The 23587-nt window shown below is 60.3% G+C and carries 19 protein-coding genes; 4 read left to right on the top strand and 15 right to left on the bottom strand.

The window, feature by feature from the left end:
• The first annotated feature begins 450 nt into the window (after window positions 1-450).
• Window positions 451-969, top strand: coding sequence for a GNAT family N-acetyltransferase (locus tag D8U82_RS07975; RefSeq protein WP_130901998.1), 519 nt, complete (start codon window positions 451-453; stop codon window positions 967-969).
• A gap of 1 nt (window position 970) precedes the next feature.
• On the opposite strand, the gene D8U82_RS07970 is transcribed toward D8U82_RS07975, so the two are convergent.
• The 5 genes from D8U82_RS07970 to D8U82_RS07950 all read right to left on the bottom strand — a co-directional run bounded on the left by D8U82_RS07970 (window position 971) and on the right by D8U82_RS07950 (window position 5612).
• Window positions 971-1663, bottom strand: coding sequence for an aspartate/glutamate racemase family protein (locus D8U82_RS07970; protein ID WP_130901997.1), 693 nt, complete (start codon window positions 1661-1663; stop codon window positions 971-973).
• Between the two features lie 116 nt (window positions 1664-1779).
• Window positions 1780-2235: a DUF2599 domain-containing protein gene (locus tag D8U82_RS07965; RefSeq protein WP_130888968.1), complete on the bottom strand. Its 456-nt coding sequence runs from the start codon at window positions 2233-2235 to the stop codon at window positions 1780-1782.
• Window positions 2232-3161: a halovibrin HvnC gene (locus D8U82_RS07960; RefSeq protein WP_122612277.1), complete on the bottom strand. Its 930-nt coding sequence runs from the start codon at window positions 3159-3161 to the stop codon at window positions 2232-2234. Before D8U82_RS07960 ends, D8U82_RS07965 begins: the two co-directional genes overlap by 4 nt.
• A gap of 73 nt (window positions 3162-3234) precedes the next feature.
• Window positions 3235-4626, bottom strand: coding sequence for a hypothetical protein (locus D8U82_RS07955; RefSeq protein WP_241663616.1), 1392 nt, complete (start codon window positions 4624-4626; stop codon window positions 3235-3237).
• Between the two features lie 50 nt (window positions 4627-4676).
• Entirely contained in the window at window positions 4677-5612 is a 936-nt protein-coding gene (locus D8U82_RS07950) for a halovibrin HvnC (protein WP_130888967.1), read from the bottom strand.
• Between the two features lie 233 nt (window positions 5613-5845).
• On the opposite strand from D8U82_RS07950, the gene D8U82_RS07945 reads away from it, so the two are divergent.
• On the top strand, window positions 5846-6337 hold the full coding sequence (locus D8U82_RS07945) for a hypothetical protein (RefSeq protein ID WP_125926905.1): 492 nt from the start codon (window positions 5846-5848) through the stop codon (window positions 6335-6337).
• A 232-nt stretch (window positions 6338-6569) separates the two neighbouring features.
• Window positions 6570-7544, top strand: coding sequence for a hypothetical protein (locus D8U82_RS07940; RefSeq protein WP_122612274.1), 975 nt, complete (start codon window positions 6570-6572; stop codon window positions 7542-7544).
• Between the two features lie 225 nt (window positions 7545-7769).
• On the opposite strand, the gene D8U82_RS07935 is transcribed toward D8U82_RS07940, so the two are convergent.
• Window positions 7770-10136, bottom strand: a complete 2367-nt coding sequence (locus tag D8U82_RS07935; RefSeq protein ID WP_130901996.1) for a tetratricopeptide repeat protein — start codon at window positions 10134-10136, stop codon at window positions 7770-7772.
• Window positions 10137-10347: 211 nt separating this feature from the next.
• Between D8U82_RS07935 and D8U82_RS07930 the strand changes: the two genes are divergently transcribed.
• Entirely contained in the window at window positions 10348-11025 is a 678-nt protein-coding gene (locus tag D8U82_RS07930; RefSeq protein WP_024012860.1) for a DUF3313 domain-containing protein, read from the top strand.
• A 620-nt stretch (window positions 11026-11645) separates the two neighbouring features.
• Here the strand turns inward: D8U82_RS07930 and D8U82_RS07920 are convergent.
• From D8U82_RS07920 to D8U82_RS07880, 9 genes are all read right to left on the bottom strand, one after another.
• Window positions 11646-14150, bottom strand: a complete 2505-nt coding sequence (locus D8U82_RS07920; RefSeq protein WP_130887343.1) for a fused MFS/spermidine synthase — start codon at window positions 14148-14150, stop codon at window positions 11646-11648.
• A gap of 248 nt (window positions 14151-14398) precedes the next feature.
• The gene (locus tag D8U82_RS07915; protein WP_110603419.1) at window positions 14399-15973 is read right to left on the bottom strand and encodes an arylsulfatase; all 1575 of its coding nucleotides are present in this window, start codon (window positions 15971-15973) and stop codon (window positions 14399-14401) included.
• 70 nt (window positions 15974-16043) lie between these two features.
• On the bottom strand, window positions 16044-17066 hold the full coding sequence (locus D8U82_RS07910; RefSeq protein ID WP_016774613.1) for an HAD family hydrolase: 1023 nt from the start codon (window positions 17064-17066) through the stop codon (window positions 16044-16046).
• Window positions 17063-18505 carry a BatD family protein gene (locus tag D8U82_RS07905; RefSeq protein ID WP_130901994.1) on the bottom strand — a complete coding sequence of 481 codons (1443 nt, stop codon included), beginning with the start codon at window positions 18503-18505 and terminating at the stop codon, window positions 17063-17065. The genes D8U82_RS07910 and D8U82_RS07905 overlap by 4 nt, the downstream gene beginning before the upstream one ends.
• Window positions 18502-20082 carry a VWA domain-containing protein gene (locus D8U82_RS07900; protein ID WP_130901993.1) on the bottom strand — a complete coding sequence of 527 codons (1581 nt, stop codon included), beginning with the start codon at window positions 20080-20082 and terminating at the stop codon, window positions 18502-18504. Before D8U82_RS07900 ends, D8U82_RS07905 begins: the two co-directional genes overlap by 4 nt.
• A 1-nt stretch (window position 20083) precedes the next feature.
• Window positions 20084-21076, bottom strand: coding sequence for a VWA domain-containing protein (locus D8U82_RS07895; protein ID WP_110603412.1), 993 nt, complete (start codon window positions 21074-21076; stop codon window positions 20084-20086).
• Window positions 21063-21662, bottom strand: coding sequence for a DUF4381 domain-containing protein (locus D8U82_RS07890; RefSeq protein ID WP_130901992.1), 600 nt, complete (start codon window positions 21660-21662; stop codon window positions 21063-21065). Before D8U82_RS07890 ends, D8U82_RS07895 begins: the two co-directional genes overlap by 14 nt.
• Entirely contained in the window at window positions 21659-22594 is a 936-nt protein-coding gene (locus D8U82_RS07885; protein ID WP_130901991.1) for a DUF58 domain-containing protein, read from the bottom strand. Before D8U82_RS07885 ends, D8U82_RS07890 begins: the two co-directional genes overlap by 4 nt.
• Window positions 22591-23571, bottom strand: coding sequence for a MoxR family ATPase (locus D8U82_RS07880; RefSeq protein WP_130901990.1), 981 nt, complete (start codon window positions 23569-23571; stop codon window positions 22591-22593). The genes D8U82_RS07885 and D8U82_RS07880 overlap by 4 nt, the downstream gene beginning before the upstream one ends.
• Between the last annotated feature and the right edge of the window lie 16 nt (window positions 23572-23587).

The following is a 23587-nucleotide window of genomic DNA, read 5'->3' as shown; positions in this document are numbered from 1 at the left end:
AAACCCGATCACTGAACATTCAGCGACCGCACCACAATAGAACCCGCCCCCAAGGTGCACAAGCCGGCGGATTCTGGCGTAGCTGTAGGCAATGGCGCAAGAATTTGTAGCCTGGAAGGCGTGTCTGGAGGTGTCTTTTAAACAGCGGCGTTTAAAAGGGCAAAAATTGGCGACAGCACGGTAGACGTTTTTGCCGGGAAGCAGGTGTTGGCTGTGAGGTCGCTTTCGCGAGCAGGCTCGCTCCCACAGTAATCTCCAGTGCTCACGGGGTTTATGCCAGGGCCGGATTAAAATGTGGGAGCGAGCCTGCTCGCGAATGCACTCTGCCAGTCGACGCTTCAATCTGAGCCAACGCCTTCGCGAGCAAGCTCGCTCCCTCCATTACCTCTCGCCAGATTCCAGATCAGCGGTTTAGAGTGACCAGCCACACGCTGATCACGGACCGATCCCATGTCAGAGCCAACCCCCACGATCCATCTCGAACGCTCCAACGAATTCCACCTCGAAGGCATCACTGCGCTTTACAACGACCCCGCCGTTGCGCGGCAGGTGCTGCAAATGCCGTTTCAATCCATCGAGGTCTGGCGTCAGCGACTGCAGGCCGACAGCGAGCGCGCGCTGAAACTGGTTGCCCTGCACCAAGGCGTAGTGATCGGAAATCTCGGTCTGGAAGCCTATTCAAGGATGCGCCGTGCTCACGCCGGCAGTTTCGGCATGGCAGTCGCGGTAGCCTGGCAGGGCAAAGGCGTGGGATCGATGTTGTTGGCGGCGGCGCTGGAGGTCGCCGATAACTGGATGAATCTGCACCGCGTCGAACTCACGGTCTACGCCGACAACGAGGCAGCCATCGGCCTCTACCGCAAGTTCGGTTTCGAGGCCGAAGGGCTGTTGCGTGATTACGCGGTGCGCGACGGGCAGTGGGTCGACACCTTGAGCATGGCCCGTCTGCGCGGTTCGTCGAAACCCTGAGTCAGTCGCCCAGTGCAAACGCCACTGCTGACTGCGCATGCAACTCGGTGGTGTCGAGCAGGGGCAGGACGCTGTGTTCGGGTTTGATCAGCAGACCGATTTCGGTGCAGCCGAGGATGATCGCCTGGGCGCCACGGGCGGTCAGGGATTCGATGACGCCTTGGTAGATTTCTCGCGATTGTCCGCTGATCACGCCCACGCAGAGTTCGTCGTAGATGATCCGGTGCACCTCTTTGCGCTCGGCATCATCCGGCACCAGTACGGTCAGGCCTTGGGCGATCAGACGCTGCTTGAGGAAGTCCTGCTCCATGGTGAACGCGGTGCCGAGCAACCCGACCGTGCGCGCGTCGATTTCCAGTGCGGCCTGAGCGGCGGGTTCGGCGATGTGCAGGAACGGAATGCTGATCGCCGCCTGAATCTGCTCGGCGACCTTGTGCATGGTGTTGGTACACAGCACCACACACTCGGCGCCGCCAGCTTCGAGCCGGCGCGCGCCATCCACCAGAATCGCCGCTGCATCGTCCCAGCGCCCGGCGTGCTGGGCCTGTTCGACCGGGCCGAAATCGACGCTGTACATCAGCAACTGCGCCGAGCGCAACCGGCCGAGCCGCTCGCGAACCTGTTGGTTGATCAGGCGATAGTACTCGGCGCTGGACTCCCAGCTCATGCCGCCGATAAGGCCGATGGTGCGCATTTGAACTCCTCGGGCAATGCCGGGCTCAATGGAGCCTGGCCTGCCCGAAGTTTCCGGTGGTTTTCCGCCTCACGCCAGCTCCAGATCAACTGTATCGGCAAACTTTCATTCAGGTGTCATGGTGCTTTTTCGGGGAGCGGCTGGGTGTGATTACATCTGGCTTCCAGTGTTCTGGCATAACCGACATCCGGGCGCCAAGGCTCCAGGTTCCATTCCGGCTTGTCCCGCGCGATCGCCATGTGGCAAATCAGCTGGTGACGCATGCCATGAGTGTTCTGCCAATAGCGACTATTGGAATAGTCGCGCGTCAGTTCATTCCAGATGAAAGGTGTGCCAGGTGACTGCGTTCTTCTGGCACAGGGCGTTGGCGAGATGGCGAGCACCCATTGATAGTCCCGGTAAAACCAGTAGGCGTTCTGGATGTAGCGATTACAGCGCTCGACAATCACGATCACGCTTTCGCCATCCACTGCGGAGGGTGCGGTTTCGGCAGCGGCCACCTCAGTCATGCGCAGCCAGGAGGCAGTCAGTGCCAATGCGAGCAGGCAGTATTTTGCGTGATATCTGTTCATTGTTTCACCACCTGATCGGCTTCGACATAGCTGAAAGTTGTAGTACCAGTAGCGCTGGTCGCGGGCACCAGACGGATGATCGGTATCGTTCTATTGGGGTGTGTGGAGTTGTAAAAGTCTTGTTGGTTGTATCTTGCATCGGCGAGCGGTTTAGGGTCAGTCCCGCCGGAAATATAAAAAAACGCCAGTATCGGAAATGCGTTTGCCTTGCCGGCTGGCCAGGTTTTGATAATCACTTCGTTGTGTTCGTTGAAACCGGTAGCGCCTAACATTGCCTTGGCGCGCAGCGATTGATAGAACGCCGGAGCTGCCAGGGTATTACGCTCGTCTCGCACGTCGAAGCCACACTGTTGGAGGTTTTTGTTCACGGTTGCCCTGTCCCAGGCTGCTTTGAACTGCTCTGCAGTGGTTACATTCGCGTTGTGGCAGTAGCCGCTTTCAGGGTGTGCAGGGGTAGGAATGCACACGCCATTTTTACCGCGATGCCAGCCCCAGGAGTCCATCGGGTAAGAGCACAGAACTTGCAGTTGATCGGTATTGGCGGGTCGCTCCAGGACCGGGTAAAGAATGTAGCCGTTGCCGTAACCCCAGGCCAATCGGCCGAAATTGGTGTCGGCACGAAGGTAGGAAAACGAAATACCGCCGCTGGTAACAGAGATAGGGCTGGGCTCCCAGACCTTATAAGTATTGTTGGGGTCTTTGACTGTTACCCGAAGCATCACACCTGAGCAAAGGAAAGAGGGTTGCGAATTCACTTTGTTGCAATTGGGAAACTTGCGGCCATAAAGCGTCGTTAGATAACTGGCGGTGGCGGGACCGTCCAGTACCAGAGCATTGCTGGTGTTGGTGATATGTGGCGGTTGCGATGGGCTTTGAGAGCAACCAATCAACAAGGCTATAAGCAGTGAACCGATTATTTTGCGCATGACTGAGTCCTTGTCTCGCCGAATCTCAATTCTGGAATGTAGTGTTCGAGTAGAATTTTCTAGTGGTACGCCGCTAAAGCCTCACTCTTCGGCACCAGGAAAAAACCAGTGGCTCGCTGGCGCCTGTCCGGTTCAGCGTGTAGTTGAGAATCACCTCCCGTCCTCGATTTTCCAGGATCCACGCCGCAGGGATCGGGAGGTTGGTGTAGTCAGGATCTTTAATCAGCACCTCTTCGCCGTAGCGAACGACGACGCCGTGTAACGCCATGCGCACCGTGTAGGAACCATCAATCAATGCGGGGTAATAAGCCCTTAAATTGGTATTGTCGGAATTAAGGGAGGGTTCTCCCAAAAGATATTTCTGCCCGGTAACGGTCAAGTCCAGATCGCGTGAGGGAATTTCTACCGTGGTACCAGGCAGCCTCACGGTATAGGTCACCTCTGCGTGGCCGGCGCCGGCGTTATCGATGACCTCAAGTCGCGGAATCTGGAACCGCAATATCTGCCCCGGGCGGGCTACGGTCTGTACGGCTGTGCGATAGGTATAGTTTCGTCCCAGCCATTTGACTTGCACAGTTTGTCCTGTGTCGGAACCGGTGTAGCTGACCTCCACGGTGGCGAACGCAGCGTCATAGAAGTCCCTGACGAAATTCAGCTGCTTGCCATTGAGCTCCTTTGCTTCCAGAACCTTGGGCGCTGGCAAATCGAGTTCCGGCTGTTTGCGGATATGAACGTCCACCAGCGTGGCAGCGGACCAGACTGCCTGTGGCCCCGATGAGTTGCCGAGCTGGTCCATAGCCCTGAAGCGCAATGCGAACCTCGGATTGTCTTGCCAGAAGTCGTTGGTAAACAGCTTCAATACCACAGCGCCGGCGGTTGCTTGTGCAGCAGTCACGGTGTGGGATTTGGTCTGACCGTCACAATCGAGCGTAATGACGTCTCGCTCGCGCATATGGATGTATCGCAGCGTGACATCAACGCCCACCGCCGCGCGCACGGCGTCGATGCCGTTTAACACATCGTCCGGTAATGTCATGACCAGGTTCGGGTTATCCCCGCTTTGCGCAATCTCACCCGCTGGGCGGGGGCGGTTGTAGAGCAGTTTCAGCCCAAGCGATTCAACAGGCGTTTGAGCAATCCGCGTGACTTGCAGGCGGATGCGGTTGACGCCGTTTCTGAGCATGCCTTCAGGCAGCCCCATGGTGAAGCGCTGATTTTCTTCGCCCGGTTGGATAGTGTGGGGAACCACCGGCACTTGCGAATCTTCGAGCAATATACCGGCCGTGTCGAAAGCGTTCTGGTTCAACCAAGGGTCGATCAGCAAGCGGACCTCTCCGTTTACGGCCAGCGATAACGGCAAGCCGCCGTGCGGATTATCAGGATGTTGAATCGGGGTGACCCATCCCGGAATCAATACGGGGGCGATGTCTTGCGGCTGCGCTTGAGCCTCGATGATTACTGGCATGGACGTCTCCCGGTTTATTTGACTTAGTGGATTCGCAGAAGCAGAGGGACTCAGGGCCTGATCAGTTGGTCGGACTCGACGTACTGGAACGTGGCCTCGCTGGTGGGGGTCGAAGGCGGAAATAAACGGATGACCGGCACCCATATTCTTCGGGTGGTGGAGTTGTAAAAGTCCTTCTGGTTGCCCTGAGCCTCGGGCAGACCGGCATTGCCGCCACCGGCGATAAAGAAGAACGCCATGAGCGGTAAGGTGTCTTGCAGATTCTGTGGCCAGGTCTTGACCACGACTTCATTCTGTTCAGTGAAATGCGTTGGGTTCTGACTCAACATTCCGCGCGCTCTGACCGATTGATAGAACGGCACCGCGGCCGGCTTGCCGGTTGCCTCTGAAACATCGAAGCCGCACTGGCGAATGTGATGGCTATTGGGTGAGTTGTCCCACACGCTTTTCCACTGCTCGGCCGTGGTTACCCCTGCACTCTGGCAACGCTGGCTGGACGCCGGATACGAGGCGTGATGACCGCAAGGCGTGGTGCGGTTCCAGGTCCAGCCATCGATTGGAAATGAACACAACACATCGAGATCAACCTTGTCTTGTGGGGCGCCGAAAATCGGATACAGCATGAACCCGTTGCCATGGCCCCAGGCGAGTCGACCGTATTTGGAGTCGGTCCTCAGATAGGAAAATGACACGCCACCATTTTTGACGGACGTCGGGCTGGGGTTCCAGACGTGATGAGTCTCGCCCGGCTTTTTGTCGGTGACTCGAAAAATGACCCCCGAACAGAGGAATGCGGGCTGGTTGGCTGATTCATGGCAGTTCTGGGACTTCGAGTTGTACAAGGTATTCAACCACTCGACCACTTGCGGGCCGGTAATGGCGACATGCGAATTGTTACTGCCGCTTTGCTCGAACGGTGCCTGAGGAGCCGTTTGGACGCAGCCAATGAGTGTTGCAATTGAAACTGAAAGAATGATTTTTTTCACTTTGCTTTTCCCTGCGTCCTGATGTCGACTTCACTGAAGCGGTCACCTCGCATCGAAATTAAACATCGCTTTCGTAACGCGCCGCACTGTCAGATCTGACAGGTAAATTCAATTTTTTTAACCATCTGTCGGTTAGAGACTTCGCTAAAGCCGCCTTCGATGAGCGGTTAAACGTACACAGGCGCCTTGATCTGCCACTATCTGTTCTTGCGGGCTAATCGAGGGACTTGCTCATGAACGATGTACAGCAACTGGGCGAAATGCTTCGCCACTATGCCGAGAGCGAAGCGCACAAGAAGCAACTTTTCACTACGCAATCAGCTGAATGGGCAACACGGATTGGCGCGCTGTTCGACCAGATCGAGCAATGGCTTGAACCGGTCAAGGCGCCGAATTTGCTGGAGGTCAGTCGCGAGGCGTATGTCGCGTCCGGGCCGAGCGTGCCGGTGGAAACCTCGACATTCAAGACGGAAAAATTGAGCATTGTGATTGCCGGCAAACCGGTGGAGTTTGTGCCGGATGTGATGGGCAGCGGCGGGCAGATTTCCCTGGCAGTGATGGGGCTGACGGCGGCGCGGTACGGGAGCATTTCCCTGGTTGGCTTGGCGGATGGTGCGTGGCAGTGGCGCAAGACCAATGGTTTGAAGGATCCGGATACGTTTGCGTTTGATGCGAATTTTCTGGCGCAGCAACTGCAAGGCCTGATTCCTCGCGATCGCACCTAGATTGGGACGCAGAGCGTCCCGGGCTGCATTCCCACGCAGAGCGTGGGAACGATCAAACACCGCTATCGCGAGCAGGCTCGCTCCTTGGGGGGGTGAGGCGAGTACCGGGGAAACCCTTAGGTTCGGTGCCGATCCGGCATTTTCCCTTGGGTCACTGATGGCCTTTTGGTAGAGTCGCCGTCGCCAGCGGGTTTTCGGCTGGACGATGGAACCGAAGAAGGGAGTCTGATCAGTGAGTCCGGGCAAAAAAATCCTCGGTCTCACGGCGTCGCTTTTGCTGCTGACGCTGTGGGCCAGTTACTTTTACGTATTCAAGGAAAACCGCGACGGCCAGCTTGGCGGTGTCGGTGAAAGCACCGCGTGGTGCGGCACGCCACCGAGCAGTGAAGCGGCGTTGCTGGGCAAGGATCAACTGACCTTGCGCGTCACCAACAACCTGCGCGGCGAGTTCATGGTCGGCGGTTCGCTGGTGGTTTCCGAACGCACCTTCAACCGCTACGACCTGGGCCGCAACGAACTGCGCCTGCGTCTGGAACCGTTGCAGTGGTCGTTCGGCGTGACGCCGATCTTCCTCGAGCAGATCAAGGTGCAGCCGCTGAGCCGCAACCTCTCGTCGACCAACAAAAGCGCCTTCGCTGAACTCGAACCACGGCCGATCGGCGTGCACGCCCAGACCGCGGCGTTCCCGTTCGACACTTATCGCTACGGCTACAAACCGGTGCTGTATTACCTCAAGGGCAGCGAGCGCATCGACTTGCGCTTCAAGAACATCACCACGCTGATGGAGATGTCCAACACCTTCACGCCGATCCAGAAGTACAACCGCGCCGACTACATCAACGAGAAAAACTCGATGATTCGCGACGAGGACTACAAGCCTTACGGCGCGCATGAGTGTGCGTTCAGCGTCGAGCGCAAAGGCTCGTTCAAGGTTGTGGTGCTGTTGCTTCTGCTGGTGCTGTGCCTGCCGCTGATGCTGGTGTTTTATCGCGATGAACCGGGGATCGACTTTCTCGCGACGCTGGTGGGAATTGCGGTGGTGCGCACATTGCTGATCGGGCCGGTGGAAGATTTCCAGCTGTACAACATCGACTTTTTGTTTGGTGCTGCGATTTTGTTGGTGGGGACGGTGTCGCTGATCAAGGCGATGCGCGCCAATAGCCGGCGGGAGATGGCTTTGCGCAGTGGAGAGACGTCTTCGTGGTGATTGTTCGATTCTGAAAACCAAGATCAAAAGCCCCTCACCCTAACCCTCTCCCGGAGGGAGAGGGGACTGACCGGGGTGTCTTGGGTGATACATCGAAGTGACAGACCGAGTCGATTACGGATTCAAAGCCGATCGCTCAAGTCGGTGCAATCCTTGAATATTCCCCAATCGGTCCCCTCTCCCTTGGGAGAGGGCTAGGGTGAGGGGCCACCGATCTCCAGCCGATCACTTGAGCGCTGGATCCCCCATATTCATTTTCTTCCAGCCCTGCAACAGCACCTGCGCCTTCGGTTCCTGGCCGCTATCGAGGTAGTACTGGATCAGCGACAGCCGCGCATTGCGGTTGGCCGGTTGTACCTTGAGCAAACTTTCCAGAATCGCGCACGCCTCATCAACCTTGCCGCTCTCATGCAGCGCCACCGCCAGTACATAGCCGTATTGCGCATTCTCCGGTTCCAGTTGTGCGGCTTTGCGCAGGTAGGACATGGCGTCGGCTGACTGGCCGGCACGGATCAGCGACAACCCGCGCGTGTGCTGCAACAGCGCCGCATCCGGATGCTGCTTGAGGCTGTCATCCAACAGCTTCTGCGCTTCGGTGGCGCGACCATTCGCTTCCAGCCACTGTGCCAGCGTGACCAGCGCCGGGTAGAAGTCCGGGTCACGTTGCAGGGCGCTGCGCAGCAACGGTTCGACCTCGGCACTGCGCCCGCTGGCCTGGTACAGCATCGCCAGATTGAGATTGGCTTCTGCACGTTCGAGCAAGCTTTTCTGCACGACTTCATATTCGGCGATCGCCGCGTTCCAGCTGGCTTGCGCCGCCCCCAGACCATTGTTGCGCGAGGCACCGAGCAGATCCCGCGCGGCGACGATGCGCACGGCTTTCACTGGATCATTGAGCAACGGCGCCAATAACGGCGCACGCTCCGGCGGTGGCAAGAATGCGCTGATTGCCCGCACCGCGCTGTCGCGCACCTGTGGCTCTGGATGTTTGAGATCCTGAGTGGCCAGTTTCAGCGCCTGTTCGCTCGGGTACAGCGGTAATTCCGCCAGCAGCGTCGCGCGCTGGATCGGCGGCAGGTTGCTGCGCTGCAATTGCTGGTACAGCGCGTCGGCGGCGCCGGGCTGGCCATTGCGGATCAGCCACAGGCTTTCGTCATAGCGTGGCGCCTGCTGAGCCGGGGAGGCAGTGGCGTTCCACAATTTGAACTGCGCGGTGACCTTGTCGCCGGCCTTGCCCTGGTGACAGGTCAGGCAGGCGTCTGGGGTGCCGAGTTTCTGCGCACGCTCCGGGTTGGGAATGCTGAAACTGTGGTCGTGCCGAAAGTCGTTGCCCATGTAGAACTTGCCGGGCATGTGGCAATCGACGCACTGCGAGCCGGGCTGGCCCATGGCGTGGCGGGTGTGTTCAATGGAGTCGTAATTCTTCGCTTGCAGACCCTTGCCGTCGACGCCGGCGACCGAGGTCTTGCCCGCCGTGTTGTGGCATTGCAGACACACGGCGTTGCCCGGTGCCTTCAGCTCGTTGCTGTGCGGGTTATGGCAATTGCTGCAGCGCACGCCCTTGTCGAACATTTTGCTTTGCAGGAACGAGCCGTGTTCGAACACTTCGTCCTTGATCTTGCCGTCCAGCGCATAGAGTTCGCGGGTCAGGGCGCTGGGCAGGTAATCGTCCATCAGCCGCTTGCCGACGGTAAAGCCATCGCCCAGCGGTGCGCGGCGGGAATGGCAGCGCGCGCAGGTTTCGATTTCTACCGTGGCGTTCTTGTCCTTGAGATCGACGTCGAAGCCCTTATGGATCACATCGTCTTTTTTCTGCGCCCACTCCAGGTGATTCGACGCCGGGCCATGACAGGCCTGACAGCCGACTCCGAGGCTGTTCCATTGACTGTTGAAGCTGTTGCTCTGCGCATCGAAATTGCGCTTGAAACCGGTGGTGTGGCATTCGACGCACATGAAATTGGCGTTCTGGCTCGGTTTGCTCCAGTGCAGCGGATTCTTGAAGTTCACGCCCTGGCCGGCGTACAGATGAAACCAGCGATTTTTCTCGGAATCCCACGCCACGCCGAGCGCTTGCAGACGCCCCTGACCGACCTCGATCAGATATTGCTGTAGCGGCGCGATGCCGAAGGTGTACGCCACTTTGAAGTCGGCATTCTTGCCGTCGATGCCGGGCGCATTGACCCAGAATTCATCGCCCTTGCGGGTGAACTTTGTTGTCTCGTTTTCGGCCTTGAAGGTCACGTTGTTGAAGTCGCCGAGGGTAGTTTCGGCGGTCGCCGGCTGCATGGCGAGCTGGTGATGCGAGCCTTGCCAGTCCTTGACCTGTTCGCTGTGGCAGCCCTGGCATTGCTGCTCATCGACCATGCTTGCCGGTTTGTTTGCCACAGTCGGTTGCGGCTTGGCTGGCGGTGCTACAGGCGTGCTGACCGCTGCGGGTTTGACGGGGGCCGTCGCCGGGCTGAACAGGAACCAGCCAATGCCTGCCACGGCCGACAGCAGCAGACCGATGGTGATTGGAAACAGGTAACGTGAAAAAGAGGAGGGTGACGCGTCAGGCTCAGGTTGCACCGCTTTGTTTTTGTGCTTGGGCATTGCGACTTCCGTAGTCCGGTGCGTTGGCCTTCTGGCGTGCATACATCTGGATGCAGCTTTGCCGCATGCAGCGCGTCTGTCAAATAAGCGCTGTGACTTGCTGCGCAGCGCCGTGTGAATTTTGTAATTTGCAATCGCAATTGCTGCGGTTTTAGCTATACCTGTAACTCCCCCTATGCAAACGATTTGGCCTTCTGACAGGAGTTACAGCATGAAGCTAGCCGCAATGATGGGCACGCTGTGCATCGCCACCCTGGGTGTGGTGGGTTGTTCCAGCAAAACCGTCGAGCCAGACCAGTACTCCGGTTTTCTCAAGGATTACAGTCAACTGAAGGAGACCAAATCACCGTCGGGTGCCGAGGTGATGCGCTGGATGGACCCGAAACTCGACATCAACAAATTCAGCAGCGTCTATGTCGAACCGAGCCAGTTGTATCCGAAGCCGCAAGCGACGGAAAAAATCCCCCAGCAAACCCTCAATGGCATCACCAGTTATTACGATCAGGCGCTCAAGCGTGAGCTGAGCAAGTCGCTGCCGCTGGCCACCGGCCCGGGGCCTGGCGTCATCGTGATACGGCCGGCGATCACTGCGGTGAGCAGCAAGACCGAAGGCCTGCATGTGTATGAGGTGATTCCGATTGCGCTGGTTGCTGCTGCGGTGAGTACGGCCACCGGTATTCGCGATCAGGAAACCACGTTGGCCACTGAGGCGGTGTTCCTCGACGGCAGCAGTAACAAGGTGGTGGCTCAAGTGGTGCGCAAGGGCACCGGTCAGCCGCTGGAAAATTCCTCGCAGGTGATGAAAGCCACTGATGTCAAAGCGGTGATCGATGGTTGGGCGAGTGACATGCATCAGACGTATCTGAAGCTCAAGTCCGAGGCCAAGTGATGTCGTGAGGCTTGACACCTCTTTGCGAGCAGGCTGGCTCCCGCTATTTTGGTGGGGCCTGCCTCCTGGTTTTTTGGGTACATATCCGTTGCTGCGGGTGTTGCTGATTACGGTTTCGCCCTTACGGCGAGGCACTTTTTCCAAACGCCGAAAAAGTACCCAAAAAGGCTTGCTCCTACGTTCGGCCCTCGCAGGCTCGGGTTCCTTCGCTGCGGGATCGATCCGGGCGCAGCGGCTACGGTTTGCTTCGCTGCACCTCCTTCCGCTGTGTCTGGCTGCGCCAGACGGTCGCTACGCTCCCACCCCCGGATCAATCCCTCCGCTCAGCCTTCCGACGTCGCCGGTGGATCAAGATCAAAAGCACTCGAGCTAACGCTCATTGTTGAGTGGGGCGGCTTCGCCGCGGGCAGCTGCGCTGCTTTGCTTTTGCTTTTGTGGGAGCGAGCCTGCTCGCGAAGGCGGCCTGACAGTCGACCTGATTTTTCCTGATGCACACCGCCCCCCTTGTAGGAGTGAGCCTGCTCGCGATGACGGCCTGACAGTCAACCCAAATCACCGGTGGTACTCGGTCATACTGTGGGAGCGAGCCTGCTCGCGAAGGCACCCTGTCAGTCCCCGCCTTACTGCCCGACAAACCAGCGAAAATATGGGTTCGCCCGATCCCCTTGCATCACTTCCCGGATATCCCGCCCCCAGGCGTCCCGATCGCCGTCGTAGGCGTGCAGGCTTGCCCGATAAAACTGCATCAACCGCTGCCGATGCGTTTCCATGCGTTCACTGAACCCGGCATCGGCATTGACCAGTGTAGGTGGCTGATACAGGTCCAGCAGCGCCGGTAGCACGCGGGTGATTTCCTTGCTGCGTACCCATGGCGCGTATTCGATGCGCGGCTGATCATCAGTCACTGCCGGTGCATCGGCGGCGAAGCGCTCCAGGCCGGTGCGATCGGTGACCCAGGTGGCCAGCAGCGCCGCCGCCGAGCCGATGCCGACGTCCTGCAGGGTGTTGCGTACGCTGTCCTGTTGGAAGCGCGCGGTGATTTTCGCGGCGTCCAGTTGCATCGGTTTCATTGAGCCAACCAGCAACATTTCGTGGAACTCGCTGGTCCACAGCGAGGCATGCGGGAACACGTCGAGGAAGCTGCGCACCAGTGAGCGCGAGTCGTCGATATTCTGCGTCGGCAGCGGCAGCCACTGCGCAACGATGCCCTGATCCTGCAAGCGACTGGCGGCCAGCTGGTAGAAGTCCCGCGAATACAAATTGACAACGCCGGCAGCGGAGGGCGGTGGCGGTTCCAGGGTGATCACGTCGTAGGTCTGTGCACTGCGCAGCAGTTCCTGGCGACCGTCGCGCAGGCGAACGTCGACGCCGGGATCGCTGGCGGCATTGAAGTTGCCCTTGAACAGGGGCGCCGCTTTCACCACCGATGGCAGCAATTCGGCAACCACGCGATGTTCCAGCCCCGGATAGCGCAGCATGGCGCCTGCGGTGATGCCGGTGCCGAAGCCGATCACCAGGGTCGAGCGCGGTTCACCGTTGTGGATCAGCAGCGGCAGCAGCGCCTGAATGCGCATGTAGCGCAGCGACGGCATGGCATCGCCGGTGTTCGACACGCCCTGGATGTACAAACGGTGGAAGCTGTTTTCGCCACGTCCCTGAGTGACCACCGCGACCGTGCCGCCGCGTCCTTCCTCGTAGAAGGCCAGCGTGCCGTTGCGTGCGCCGGGCAACAGGCTGGCCAGTTTGTCGACGGGCGTCAGTACCGCCACTGCAACGCAAACCAGACCTAGTGCGACCACGGCCTGGCGCCGACCTTTCGCCACGCCATGGCCCTTGCGCACCGCCAGATAACCGATTGTCGCTGCGACGAGCGCCAGTAGGCCGAGGGTGCGCACAAGGCCCAGCAAGGGAATCAATACGAAGCCGCAAAGCATCACACCGATGATCCCGCCCAGGGTGTTGAACGCGACAACGGCGCCGACATCGCGGCCCACACGTTCGCTGCCGACACTCAGGCGCAGCGCCAGAGGAAACGCCGCGCCGAGCAGCAGGGTCGGCACAAACACGATGCTCAGCGCCGCCACGGCAAAGCGCGCACTCATACCGGCCAGCTCGCTGACGCCCAGACTCAGCAGCCAGGTTTCCGCATGGCTCTGCGCGAGCACCAGCCAGCGGCCGAGCACGGCGATCTCCAGCAGCGCAATCAGACCTGCACCGGCAATCAACAAGCCGAATACGCCCCATGGGTCGCGAATGCGCTCGACGCGACGGGCGAGCAGGGCGCTGCCGATAAACAGCCCGGTCAGGTAAGTCGCCAGCACCACAGCAAACGCATAGGTGCGCGTGCTCATGAATTGCACGATCGATTGTGACCAGACCACCTCATAGCCCAACGCCACGCCCCCGGCGACTGCGTAGAGCCACAGCGCAGTGCGGTCGGGTGCTTTGGCGTTGCCGTGTTTGACCGGCGCGGCCAGCGCCACTGGCTGCTGGCGCTGCAACCACAGCGCACCGGCCGCGGCGAGCAGATTGAGCATCGCGGCGAACAGCGCACTGCCGCGCACGCCGAGGCTGGCGATCAGTACGAACGCGGCGAGCAAAGTGCCGACGATCGCGCCCAGCGTATTCGCCGCATACAACTGACCGCCGGCCTTGCCCGGCTCAGCCGCCAGTGAGCGCACCAGCACCGGCAGCGTCCCGCCCATCAACACCGCCGGAATGCCCACCAGCGCAAACGGCAGCAACCACGCAAGCACGCCGACATGACCTTGCAACCAGGCAAACGCACTGCCCGCCAGACTCATGGCCACTGTCGCGCCAACGCCGAGTATCGCCACCAGTACTTCCAGCCCGGCATACAGCAGAACCGGCTGTTGCAAGCGATCGGCCCAGCGCCCGAATAGCCAGCCGCCGAGCGCGAGCCCGGCGAAAAACGCGCTGATGCCGGTGGTGATTGCATAGACCTCGACGCCGACCACCAGCGACAGCTGTTTGATCCACAACACCTGATAGACCAACGCTGCCGCGCCGGAGATGCATAGCAGCAGGGCAGGGATCATTGAGATGGTGGACGCGGCTTGCGGAACGGGTATGGCCGACGGCTTGCTGGCGATACGTGAGGACATGCGGTGAGCCTTGTTATGGATTGGCTGATGTTGATCGTTCCCACGCTCTGCGTGGGAATGCCTCACTGGACGCTCCGCGTCCGCTTCGGCATTGGACGCCGAGCGTCCCGGGCTGCGTTACCACGCAGAGCGTGGGATCGATCGCAGAAAACCTTGTGGGAGCGAGCCTGCTAGCAAACGAAACCGACCCGGTCGCTTGTTCAAAACAGGGCCGCCCGCCGATGAAGGCGAGCGGCGGTACAGCGGTGTTACTGGGCTTTCTTCATTTTTTCTTCGATACGGCGATCCACGTCCTCGCGGATCTGGTCGATGCTGAAGCTCGCCGGACGCTGGCTAGGTGGATAGTCGACGAAGGTCTGCAGGAACTTCGCCGCGCGGCGGGTACCGTCGAAAATCAGATAGTCGTTTTTCGTCAGCCAGTCATAGTACTGGTCAGACACGACATCGGCGCGTTCGTACGGGTCCATGCGCAGGTTGAACATTTTCGGCACACGCAGGCAGGTGAACGGTTCGCTCCACACCTGCAGTCCGCCCGGCGCGCGTTGCTCACAGAACACCAGTTTCCAATCGTTGAAACGCATGCTGACCAACGCACCATCATCGTTGAAGTAGTAGAACTCCTTGCGCGCGCTCTTGTCGGTTTTACCCGTCAGGTAGTCCAGCTGGTTATAGCCGTCCAGGTGCACCTTGAAGTTCTTGCCGCCGATGTCGGCGCCCTTGAGCAAGCGGTCCTTGATGTCGGTGTCGCCCACGGCGGCCATCAGCGTCGGGAACCAGTCCAGACCGGAGAACATCTGCGTGGAGACTTCGCCTGCCTTGACTTTGCCCGGCCAGCGAATCATCGCCGGTACCCGATAGGCGCCTTCCCAGTTCGAGTTTTTCTCGTTGCGGAACGGCGTCGTTGCAGCGTCAGGCCACGACCACTGGTTCGGGCCGTTGTCGGTGGTGTAGACGACGATGGTGTTCTCGGTCAGCTTCAAGTCATCCAGTGTCTTGAGCAGCTTGCCGACGTCGCCGTCATGCTCGAGCATGCCATCGGCATATTCGTTGCCGACCATGCCGCTTTGGCCTTGCATGGATTCGCGCACGTGAGTGAAGGCATGCATGCGTGTGGTGTTCATCCAGACAAAGAACGGTTTGTCCGCCTTGGCCTGTTTCTCGATGAACGCTTGCGCTGCCGCAGTGGTTTCGTCGTCGATGGTCTCCATGCGTTTCTTGGTCAGCGCGCCGGTGTCTTCAATCTTGCCGTCGGCAAAACTGTGGATCACGCCGCGAGGCGAGGCGGCCTTGACGAACTCGGCATCATCCTTGGGCCAGTACGGACGCTCCGGCTCCTCTTCGGCGTTGAGGTGATACAGGTTGCCGAAAAACTCGTCGAAACCATGATTGGTCGGCAGATATTCGTCTTTGTCGCCCAAGTGGTTCTTGCCGAATTGACCCGTGGCATAGCCCTGGGCTTTCAACGCTTGGGCAATGGTCACATCGCGTGCCTGCAAGCCCACCGGGACCCCCGGCATGCCAACCTTGGACAAGCCGGTCCGCAACGGTGTCTGCCCGGTGATGAACGACGAGCGTCCGGCCGTGCAACTGTTTTCGGCATAGTAATCGGTGAAGATCATGCCTTCTTTGGCGATACGGTCGATATTCGGCGTCTTGTATCCGACCACGCCCATGGAATAGGCACTGATGTTGGTCTGGCCGATGTCGTCGCCGAAGATCACGAGAATGTTGGGTTTTTCAGCCGCTGTGGCGGTTGCCGACAGCGCCATCACCGAGGTTGCCACCAGGGCGAGTTTCGGTAGCCACTTGCGTATGCGAGTCATATGACTTGCTCCTTTGCGCGGGGGTCGTTTTTTGCGACAAACGTTTACTGCTCTCCTGCATTACGCTTTCTTATTGCACCTGCTCGGTTGCCGGCGGATCGAACGGATAGATCCGGCGCCATTCCGACGCCATGTCCACCACCGTCCAGCCACGTGAATTCGCTTCATCGAGGGCTTTGTCGAGTCGGCCGATATTCGATTGCCGGTCATAAGCCCACTCGCGCTTGGCATCGGTGTGATGCACCAGCCCCATCAGGCGCTTGCCCGGTCCGGCGGCAGTCCACTGCAGCATCTGCAGGTCGCCGTCGGAGTTGCCAAAGGCGAGGATCGGCCGCCGACCGATGACCGCATCGATGCTGACCGGTTTGCCCGGCCCGTCGTCGTTGTGCGCGACTTTCGGCGTGCGCACGATCGACGCTTTGCCGTCCTTGAACTGGTAAGAGGTGACGAACGTGGTACCGATCACCTGTTCCGGCGGGATGCCGTAGACCTTCTCGGCAAAGGCGCGCATGAAGCCGGTATCGCCGCCGGAAACGATGTAGGTCTTGAAGTTCTGGCTGCGCAGGTAGTCGAGCATTTCCAGCATCGGCTGGAAGATCATTTCCGTGTAGGGCTTGCCGGTTTTCGGGTGGCGTGCCTGGCTGAACCAGGTTTTCGCGTAGTCATCGAAGGCTTCGGTGGTCATGCCGCCGTGAGTGGCGCCGACGATCTGCAGCAAACCCTCCATGCCCGACGCGGCGAGGGCCTTGTGATCATTTTCCAGCACCGCTTTGAACGGCTGTGTGGTTTTCCATTCCGGGTGTTGTGCGGCGGTGCGCTTGACCTCGTCGAAGGCAAACAGCAATTCGAAGTACGCCGGTTGCTCGCTCCACAAGGTACCGTCATTGTCGAACACGGCGATGCGATCGGCCGGTTTGACGAAGTCCTTGCTGCTCTGGTCGGTCACGGCCTGGACGAACTCGATAATGCTCTTCTTGGCCGGGCCGTCGTTCCATGACGGCAGCGGTTCATTCGCCTGTGCCAGCAGGGGCAGAACCAGTGTCAACAGCAGGGCAAGACCGAAACGTTGGCGACGCAGCAACGGGTTGATCATGTGAAATCCTTCTCATGCACAGGGTTGAGCGGGCGCAGGGCCGGTGCGGGTTTCGCCTGTTGGCGGGCGACCTGACTTTGAAGCGTAGACAACGATTGGCGAAGCTGAACAAGTGTTTGATCGGCGGCAGACTGACGGCCGTAAAGCCCGCGTAACAATCCCTGCAAACGTGGCCCGGCGCCCGTGAGTTTCAAGCCCAGACGACTACGCCGCAGCCACAGGTACAGCGCGGTCAGTTGCGCCGGCCTGGCTTGCAGTTGCGGGGCGATCTGTTGCCAGGCGAAAGCGGGCGAATGCTGCCAGGCCAATTGCTTCGCCCGTTTATGTGCGAGCCAGCGTTGATGGGCGTGAACGGCGACGGGCCGCAGCAAGTACACACCGACGGCGAGGCCGACCGCCAGCGCCAGCCAGAGCAGCCAGCGGCTGGAGAAGTGCAATTGATTCTGTTGCAGTTGCCTGAGGTCTTCGGCGAGCGAAAACACCGGTTTATAGGCGTTGTTGGCTGCGGCCTCGAAGCTCACGGCCGGCACCTCAGCGCTGCGGATCTGCCTCGCAGAGGCGTCCCACCATTTCACGCGGATCGCCGGCAGCGTGTATGTACCGGCACTGTCGATGCGATAGCTGGCGCTGTCGACACGTTGGCCGCCGAGGATATTGCCGCGACCGTCATCCAGCGCAGTGACTTGTGGCGTCTTCGCGTAGCGACTCAAGCCATCGACATCACCGAAGGTCGGAATCGGCAGGGCCATCGCCAGCGCGCCATCGGCTTGCAGGGTGAGCTCACGGGTGATGCTGTCGCCGACTTTCAGCGGTGTGGCCGAATTGGTAACGATCTGTTTCAAGCGCAACCCACTGGCGACCAAAGGCGTCTCCCCGGGCGAGAAACCGGGCGGCTGGGCTGCGCTGAAACTCAGCGGCTGGCTCTGTGCGCTGATTTCTTCAGTGGCCTGGCCCAGTGTGGCGCGTACGGTCAGCGCCGGGATATCGAAACTGCGCGCGACGTTGGGCGTGATCAGATAGCTATAACGCAAGCCATTGAACGATTGACCATCGATGGTCTGGTTCAGATGCTGCGCCTGGCCGTTTGGCGGCATCACCAGCGCACCGTCGAGTTGCAGATCGGGCAGGGCGGCGGCGCTGGTGAACCAGGTGTCGGTGAGCACGTCGAGTTGCAGTTCGACCAGACCGCCGACCATCGCGCCTTCGCTGGGGTTGAGTTGAGCCTGGACCTTCAGTTGCGCTGGGGCGGCAAAAACATTCATAGACAGCAGGCTGGTCAGCAGCAGTGCGCTGAGTTTTGCGCTGATTGTTCTGCCGCCATCGCTGGCAAGCCAGCTCCCACAAATCACAGCAATCTTCACAAAGTTTGCAACTACACAGAAATTCCCTGTGGGAGCTGGCTTGCCAGCGATGGCGGCGCTCAGGTGCCGGAGGTTCATGGCCGATCTCCCTGCTGATCCTGCAGACTGAATTTCTGCCTTAGAAACTTCGCCGGCGAGGTGGTCAGGTTCTCCAGCCACAGCGCATCGGACGCCGCCTGCTGGGTCTCGACCTTTTTGCTCTGACCTTTACCGGGTGCCTTGTCGAATTTGACTTCATCGGGTTTGGTTTGCGGAGCGTTTTTCTCTGCGCTTTCGGTGTCCTTGAGCAGTGCCTGAGCCAAGGCCAGATTGGCGGTCGCTTCGGCAAATTGCGGCTGCAGTTTCAACGCCTCGCTGTAGGCGGCAATCGCCTGATCGAACTTGAAGCGGCGCACGTAAATGTTGCCCAGGTAGAAGTACGCCTGCGGCGTGTCCAGGCGGGCGAAGGTCGCCATTGCCAAGTCGTAATCGGCAGCGTGGTAGGCCGCGACGCCTTTCCAGTACGGGTCGACGAACAGCGCCGCCGCCTCGGGCAGACGATCATGCTCAAACGCCCAGCGGCCTTGTTGGTCGCGGGTAAAAAACGCATCGGTGAGGGCGTTGGCCTGCGCCGGCGCCGCAGGCCAGCCCAACCCTACGGCCAAAAACAGCGCCGGCATCCAGTTGACGCTCCAGCCTTTGCGTACGCTGAACAGCGCCAGTAACAGCAACGGCCAGCAGAGCCAGTAACCGGCGTCCTTCCAGTGCAATTCGCGCTGTTCGGCGCTGGCGCTCTGGAAGTGTTGCCGTGCGTGCAACTCGATCCACTCCAGGTCATCGTTATTGAGGGTCAGGCTGCCGAGCGGCGCGTCGACGGCCGAGGCCAATTGCTTGAGGGCCGCTTGATCGAAACTGCCGAGCACTGGTCGTCCGCTGCTGTCGATTTTCGGCTGGCCGCTGGCGGTAGTAATGACGCCCGCGTCTTCGCTGCCCACCGCCAGAACCAGAACCTGCAAGGCACTGCCGTCGAGGTGTTTTTGCAGATCATCGAGTTGCGTGGTATCGGCCCCATCAGTCATCAGCAGCAGACTGCCCGGGGTGTTCTCGGCGCTGAGCAAGCGTTTCGCTTGATCGATCACGGCGGCGACGTTCTTGCCCGGTTTGTCGATCAAGCCCGTGCCCAGGGCCTGGATGAAACTGTCGAGCAGCGCCGGATCGTCGGTCGGTGGCAACACCAGATGCGCGCTGCCGGCATAGGCGATCAGTGCGGTCCGCGCAGCGGCGCGACGTTGCAGCAGATCATGCAGCTTGTGCTTGACCGCCTCCAGCCGCGTCGGCTGCACGTCGTTGGCGTCCATCGACGGCGAAAGGTCGACGGCAACGATCAGTGGTGCGCGGTTCTCGAGAAAGTCCGGGCGATCCTGTTCCCACGTCGGCCCGGCCGCGGCGAGTGCGCCGAGGATCAGCAGCGCACAGAGCAGGTGCACCGGGCGCCAGCGCTGGTGATCCTGCGGGGTGATCAACAAGTGCGGCAGCAAGTGTTCGGCGATATTGCCGCGCAGGCGCTTTTGCAGGTCGCGGCTGCGACGCCAGATCAGTGGCAGCATTGCGCCGAACAGCGCAAGCAACAGCCACAGCGGGCGCAGAAAGTGGAAATCGCTCAGGTTGATTTCCATCTCAGGCTTCCTGCCGTTGCCGCGCATCCATCAGACGCGGGTGCAACAACGCGCCGAGCTGATACAGCGCCAACAACAGCAATGCTGCACCCAGCGGCCAGTAGAACAGTTCTCGCTGCGGTTGATGGCTAAGGGTTTTCACCTGATGCGGGGTGAGCTGGTCGAGGGTGGTGTAGACCTGATCCAGTGCCGCGCGATCTTCGGCGCGGAAGAAGCGGCCGCCGGTGGTATTGGCGATCTGTTCGAGGCCTTGTAGATTGACCTTCGCTTCGCCGGAAGCGTCGGGGTCGCCGATGCCGATGGTATGAATGACCACGCCTTTGTTGGCCGCCATTTCGGCGGCGTGATCCGGGGTGATAGCGCTGCTGGTGTCGTTGCCATCGGTCAGCAGAATCAGGACTTTTTCCTGCTCATGGGCCTTGTCGAGCAATTTCAGGCTGAGCCCGATTGCATCGCCGATCGCTGTGTTGGGGCCGGCCATGCCGATCCCGGTATCGGCCAGCAACAACGACAGGCTGGCGTGATCGAGGGTCAGCGGGGCCTGTGGGTAGGCACCGCTGCCAAATACGATCAGGCCGATGCGGTCGTCCTTGCGTTTGTCGATAAAGCCTTGCACCACTTCTTTGACCGCCGCCAGGCGATTGATTTTTTCGCCTTGGGCGTTAGTGAAATCCTCGGTTTCCATCGACTGCGACAGGTCGATGGCGAGCATCAGGTCGCGCACCGGTTGCTGGCGTTCGATTGGCTTTTCGACATACACCGGACGTGACACGGCCAGCAGAATCAGCGCCCACACCAGCACATTGAGCAGCAGTTGCCAGCGATTGCGCCGACTGCCCGCGGTGCCTGGCGCTTCGCCGACCGCGCGGCTCATCGCGCCGAAAAACGGTACGCGCACGGCACTGCGGGCTTCGTTGTAGGCGGGCAGAAAGCGGTAAGCCAGCCAGGGCAGCGGCAGCAGGAGTAACAGCCAGGGGTAATCAAGCTGCCACATGGTGATGCTCCACCCAGTATTGGCAGCTGTCGAAGAGCATTTGCCGTTGCGCTGCGGGGAGGGCGCGCAATACGGGGTCCGGCGCGTAGGCGAGTTGGGCCAGTTGCGTGCTGAAGTCGGCAGGCATTCTGTTTTTGCAGTGCCGTTGCAGAAAATCCTGCCAGTCATCTCTGCCAAGCGCCGCCGGCCCTTGTTGGAGCGAACCTGCTAGCGAAAGCGCTGTGTCAGTGGGTCGAGGTATTGCATGCGCTGACGTCTTCGCGAGCAGGCTCGCTCCCACAGGGAATGCATTCCAGCGCCGCGATCGAGTGGGCATGGACAGGGCTACGCGTTTGAGCAGCTCAGGCAATTCGCGCAGGGCGTTGAGGTCGTCGCTGCGGCCGCGCAACTGTGCCAGTCGGGCAAGGGCTTCACGGCGATAGCGGTCGCGGCGCCATTGCCAGTATCTGCGCAGGCCGAGCAACAGCGCGGCGAGCACCAGCACCGCCAGCAACAGCCACCAGCCCCAGGTTTGCGGCGCATAGCTGACGGGCGCGGGCAGGGCCAGCTCCTTGAGCTGATCGATGCTGGGGATATTCCGGTTCATCGCGCGCCCCCGGCGCTTTTGCCCAGTTCGGCGCGCAGCTGCCCATGGGCGTCCTCGGCGGTGCTGATCATCATCAGCGGCACCTGACTGCGGCGCAGCAGGGTGGCGACGTCCTTGAGCCGCCCGCTGAGAAAATCCCCCAGCGGCTGCTGCACGTTACGTTTCTCGATCGCCAGTTCGACCTGCAACTCGCCCTGGGTGACCAGCAGTCGACCGTTGTTCGGCAGTTTCAGCGCCAGCGGATCATAGACCTGCAAGGCAATCACATCGTTGTGCGCCGACAGCTGCCGCATCAATTGCAAGGTGCGTTCACCGGCGCCGGCAAAGTCGCTGACGATGCAGATCAAGTGGTCGTGCCCGGCCACACCGAGGCAGCGCTGCAAGGCTTTGTCCAGTTGGTCCTCATCTTCGGCGTCGGGATTACCGGCGTTCAGCGCGCGGTTTTGCTGCACTACGCGGCTGAGCAGCGCTTCGACACGCTTGCGACTGCGCAACGGCGCGATGCTGTCGATACGCTGGTCGTTGAAGACCAGACCGCCAACCCGATCCCCGGCATGAAAAACCATCCACGCCGCCAGCGCGGCGAGTTCGGCGGCGACTGCCGATTTGAAGCTGCGCTGCGAGCCGAAGAACATCGACATGCGCTGGTCGACCACGATCAGGGCCGGGCGGTCGCGTTCTTCGGTGAAAGTGCGCACCACCGGTTTGCCGGTACGCAACGAAGCGCGCCAGTCGAGGTGGCGCAGGTCATCGCCCGGTTGGTAGCGGCGCAACTCGTCGAAATTCAGCCCGCGACCGCGCAGCCGCGAGGCGTGGTTGCCGGCGAGGATGCTGCCCTGCGGCTGTCGGGCAAGAAAGCTCAGGTCACGGGCCTTGAACTCCAGCGCCATCAATTGCGCCAGAGAGACGTAGACCAGACCTTCGTCCTTCATGCGGGAATCGCCACTTTGTCGAGAATCCGGTCGAGCACCTGATCGGCGCTGACGCCATCGGCAACCGCGTCGTAACTCAGCTGCAAACGATGGCGCAACACCGGATGGACCACGGCGCGGACGTTGTCCGGCGAAACGAAATCCTGCCCCTGCAGCCACGCATCGGCACGGGCGCAGCGGTCCAGGCCAATGCCGCCACGGGGACTGGCACCAATGGCGATCCAGCGTGCGAGGTCTTCGTCGTAGTCGGCGGGGTGGCGGGTGGCGTTGATCAGGTCAATCAGGTAAGTGTCGATGGCCGGTGAAACGTGCACCGCGCTGACTTCCTTGCGCGCAGCAAAAATCACCTCCTGCGCCAAAGTGAAATTCTTCACCGACGTGGTGCTCGCACCTTGGGCAAACTCTTCGTTGCGCAGCAGGCGCAGCACCTGGCTTTCGTTTTCGGCGCTGGGGTAATCGAGCAGCACCTTCATCAGAAAACGGTCCATCTGCGCTTCCGGCAGTGGGTAGGTGCCTTCCTGCTCGATCGGGTTCTGCGTCGCCACCACGATGAACAGCTCCGGTAGCGCATGGCTGTTGCCGGCGACGGTGATCTGGCGTTCCTCCATGGCTTCGAGCAGCGCCGCCTGGACCTTGGCCGGGGCGCGGTTGATTTCGTCGGCGAGGATCAGATTGCCGAACAGCGGACCTGGCTGGAATCGGATCTCGTTTTTGCCCTCGACCTGGTGCAGCACCTCGGCGCCAGTGATGTCCGAGGGCAACAGGTCGGGGGTGAACTGGATTCGGCTCATCTTGGCATCAAGGTGTTTGGCCAGTGCCTTGACCGTGCGTGTCTTGGCCAGCCCGGGCAGGCTCTCCAGGAGCAAATGACCATTGGCCAACAGCCCGAGCAGAATCTGCCGGATGACTTGATCCTGGCCGAGCACCGCTTCGGCGATGCTGGCTTGCAGGGCGTTGAGGTCGGTGAGCGCTGTCATGGGCAGTCCTTTGTGT

This window comes from Pseudomonas sp. Sample_23 (assembly GCF_004307595.1).
Classification (GTDB): Bacteria; Pseudomonadota; Gammaproteobacteria; order Pseudomonadales; family Pseudomonadaceae; genus Aquipseudomonas; species Aquipseudomonas atacamensis.
This window is presented reverse-complemented; position numbering and strand designations above follow the sequence as displayed.

Excerpts from the sequence above, each read along its gene's own strand:
- D8U82_RS07975 (WP_130901998.1), top strand. The coding sequence starts at position 451 with ATGTCAGAGCCAACCCCCACGATCCATCTCGAACGCTCCAACGAATTC.
- D8U82_RS07970 (WP_130901997.1), bottom strand. The coding sequence starts at position 1,663 with ATGCGCACCATCGGCCTTATCGGCGGCATGAGCTGGGAGTCCAGCGCC.
- D8U82_RS07965 (WP_130888968.1), bottom strand. The coding sequence starts at position 2,235 with ATGAACAGATATCACGCAAAATACTGCCTGCTCGCATTGGCACTGACT.
- D8U82_RS07960 (WP_122612277.1), bottom strand. The coding sequence starts at position 3,161 with ATGCGCAAAATAATCGGTTCACTGCTTATAGCCTTGTTGATTGGTTGC.
- D8U82_RS07955 (WP_241663616.1), bottom strand. The coding sequence starts at position 4,626 with ATGCCAGTAATCATCGAGGCTCAAGCGCAGCCGCAAGACATCGCCCCC.
- D8U82_RS07945 (WP_125926905.1), top strand. The coding sequence starts at position 5,846 with ATGAACGATGTACAGCAACTGGGCGAAATGCTTCGCCACTATGCCGAG.
- D8U82_RS07935 (WP_130901996.1), bottom strand. The coding sequence starts at position 10,136 with ATGCCCAAGCACAAAAACAAAGCGGTGCAACCTGAGCCTGACGCGTCA.
- D8U82_RS07930 (WP_024012860.1), top strand. The coding sequence starts at position 10,348 with ATGAAGCTAGCCGCAATGATGGGCACGCTGTGCATCGCCACCCTGGGT.
- D8U82_RS07920 (WP_130887343.1), bottom strand. The coding sequence starts at position 14,150 with ATGTCCTCACGTATCGCCAGCAAGCCGTCGGCCATACCCGTTCCGCAA.
- D8U82_RS07915 (WP_110603419.1), bottom strand. The coding sequence starts at position 15,973 with ATGACTCGCATACGCAAGTGGCTACCGAAACTCGCCCTGGTGGCAACC.
- D8U82_RS07910 (WP_016774613.1), bottom strand. The coding sequence starts at position 17,066 with ATGATCAACCCGTTGCTGCGTCGCCAACGTTTCGGTCTTGCCCTGCTG.
- D8U82_RS07905 (WP_130901994.1), bottom strand. The coding sequence starts at position 18,505 with ATGAACCTCCGGCACCTGAGCGCCGCCATCGCTGGCAAGCCAGCTCCC.
- D8U82_RS07900 (WP_130901993.1), bottom strand. The coding sequence starts at position 20,082 with ATGGAAATCAACCTGAGCGATTTCCACTTTCTGCGCCCGCTGTGGCTG.
- D8U82_RS07895 (WP_110603412.1), bottom strand. The coding sequence starts at position 21,076 with ATGTGGCAGCTTGATTACCCCTGGCTGTTACTCCTGCTGCCGCTGCCC.
- D8U82_RS07890 (WP_130901992.1), bottom strand. The coding sequence starts at position 21,662 with ATGAACCGGAATATCCCCAGCATCGATCAGCTCAAGGAGCTGGCCCTG.
- D8U82_RS07885 (WP_130901991.1), bottom strand. The coding sequence starts at position 22,594 with ATGAAGGACGAAGGTCTGGTCTACGTCTCTCTGGCGCAATTGATGGCG.
- D8U82_RS07880 (WP_130901990.1), bottom strand. The coding sequence starts at position 23,571 with ATGACAGCGCTCACCGACCTCAACGCCCTGCAAGCCAGCATCGCCGAA.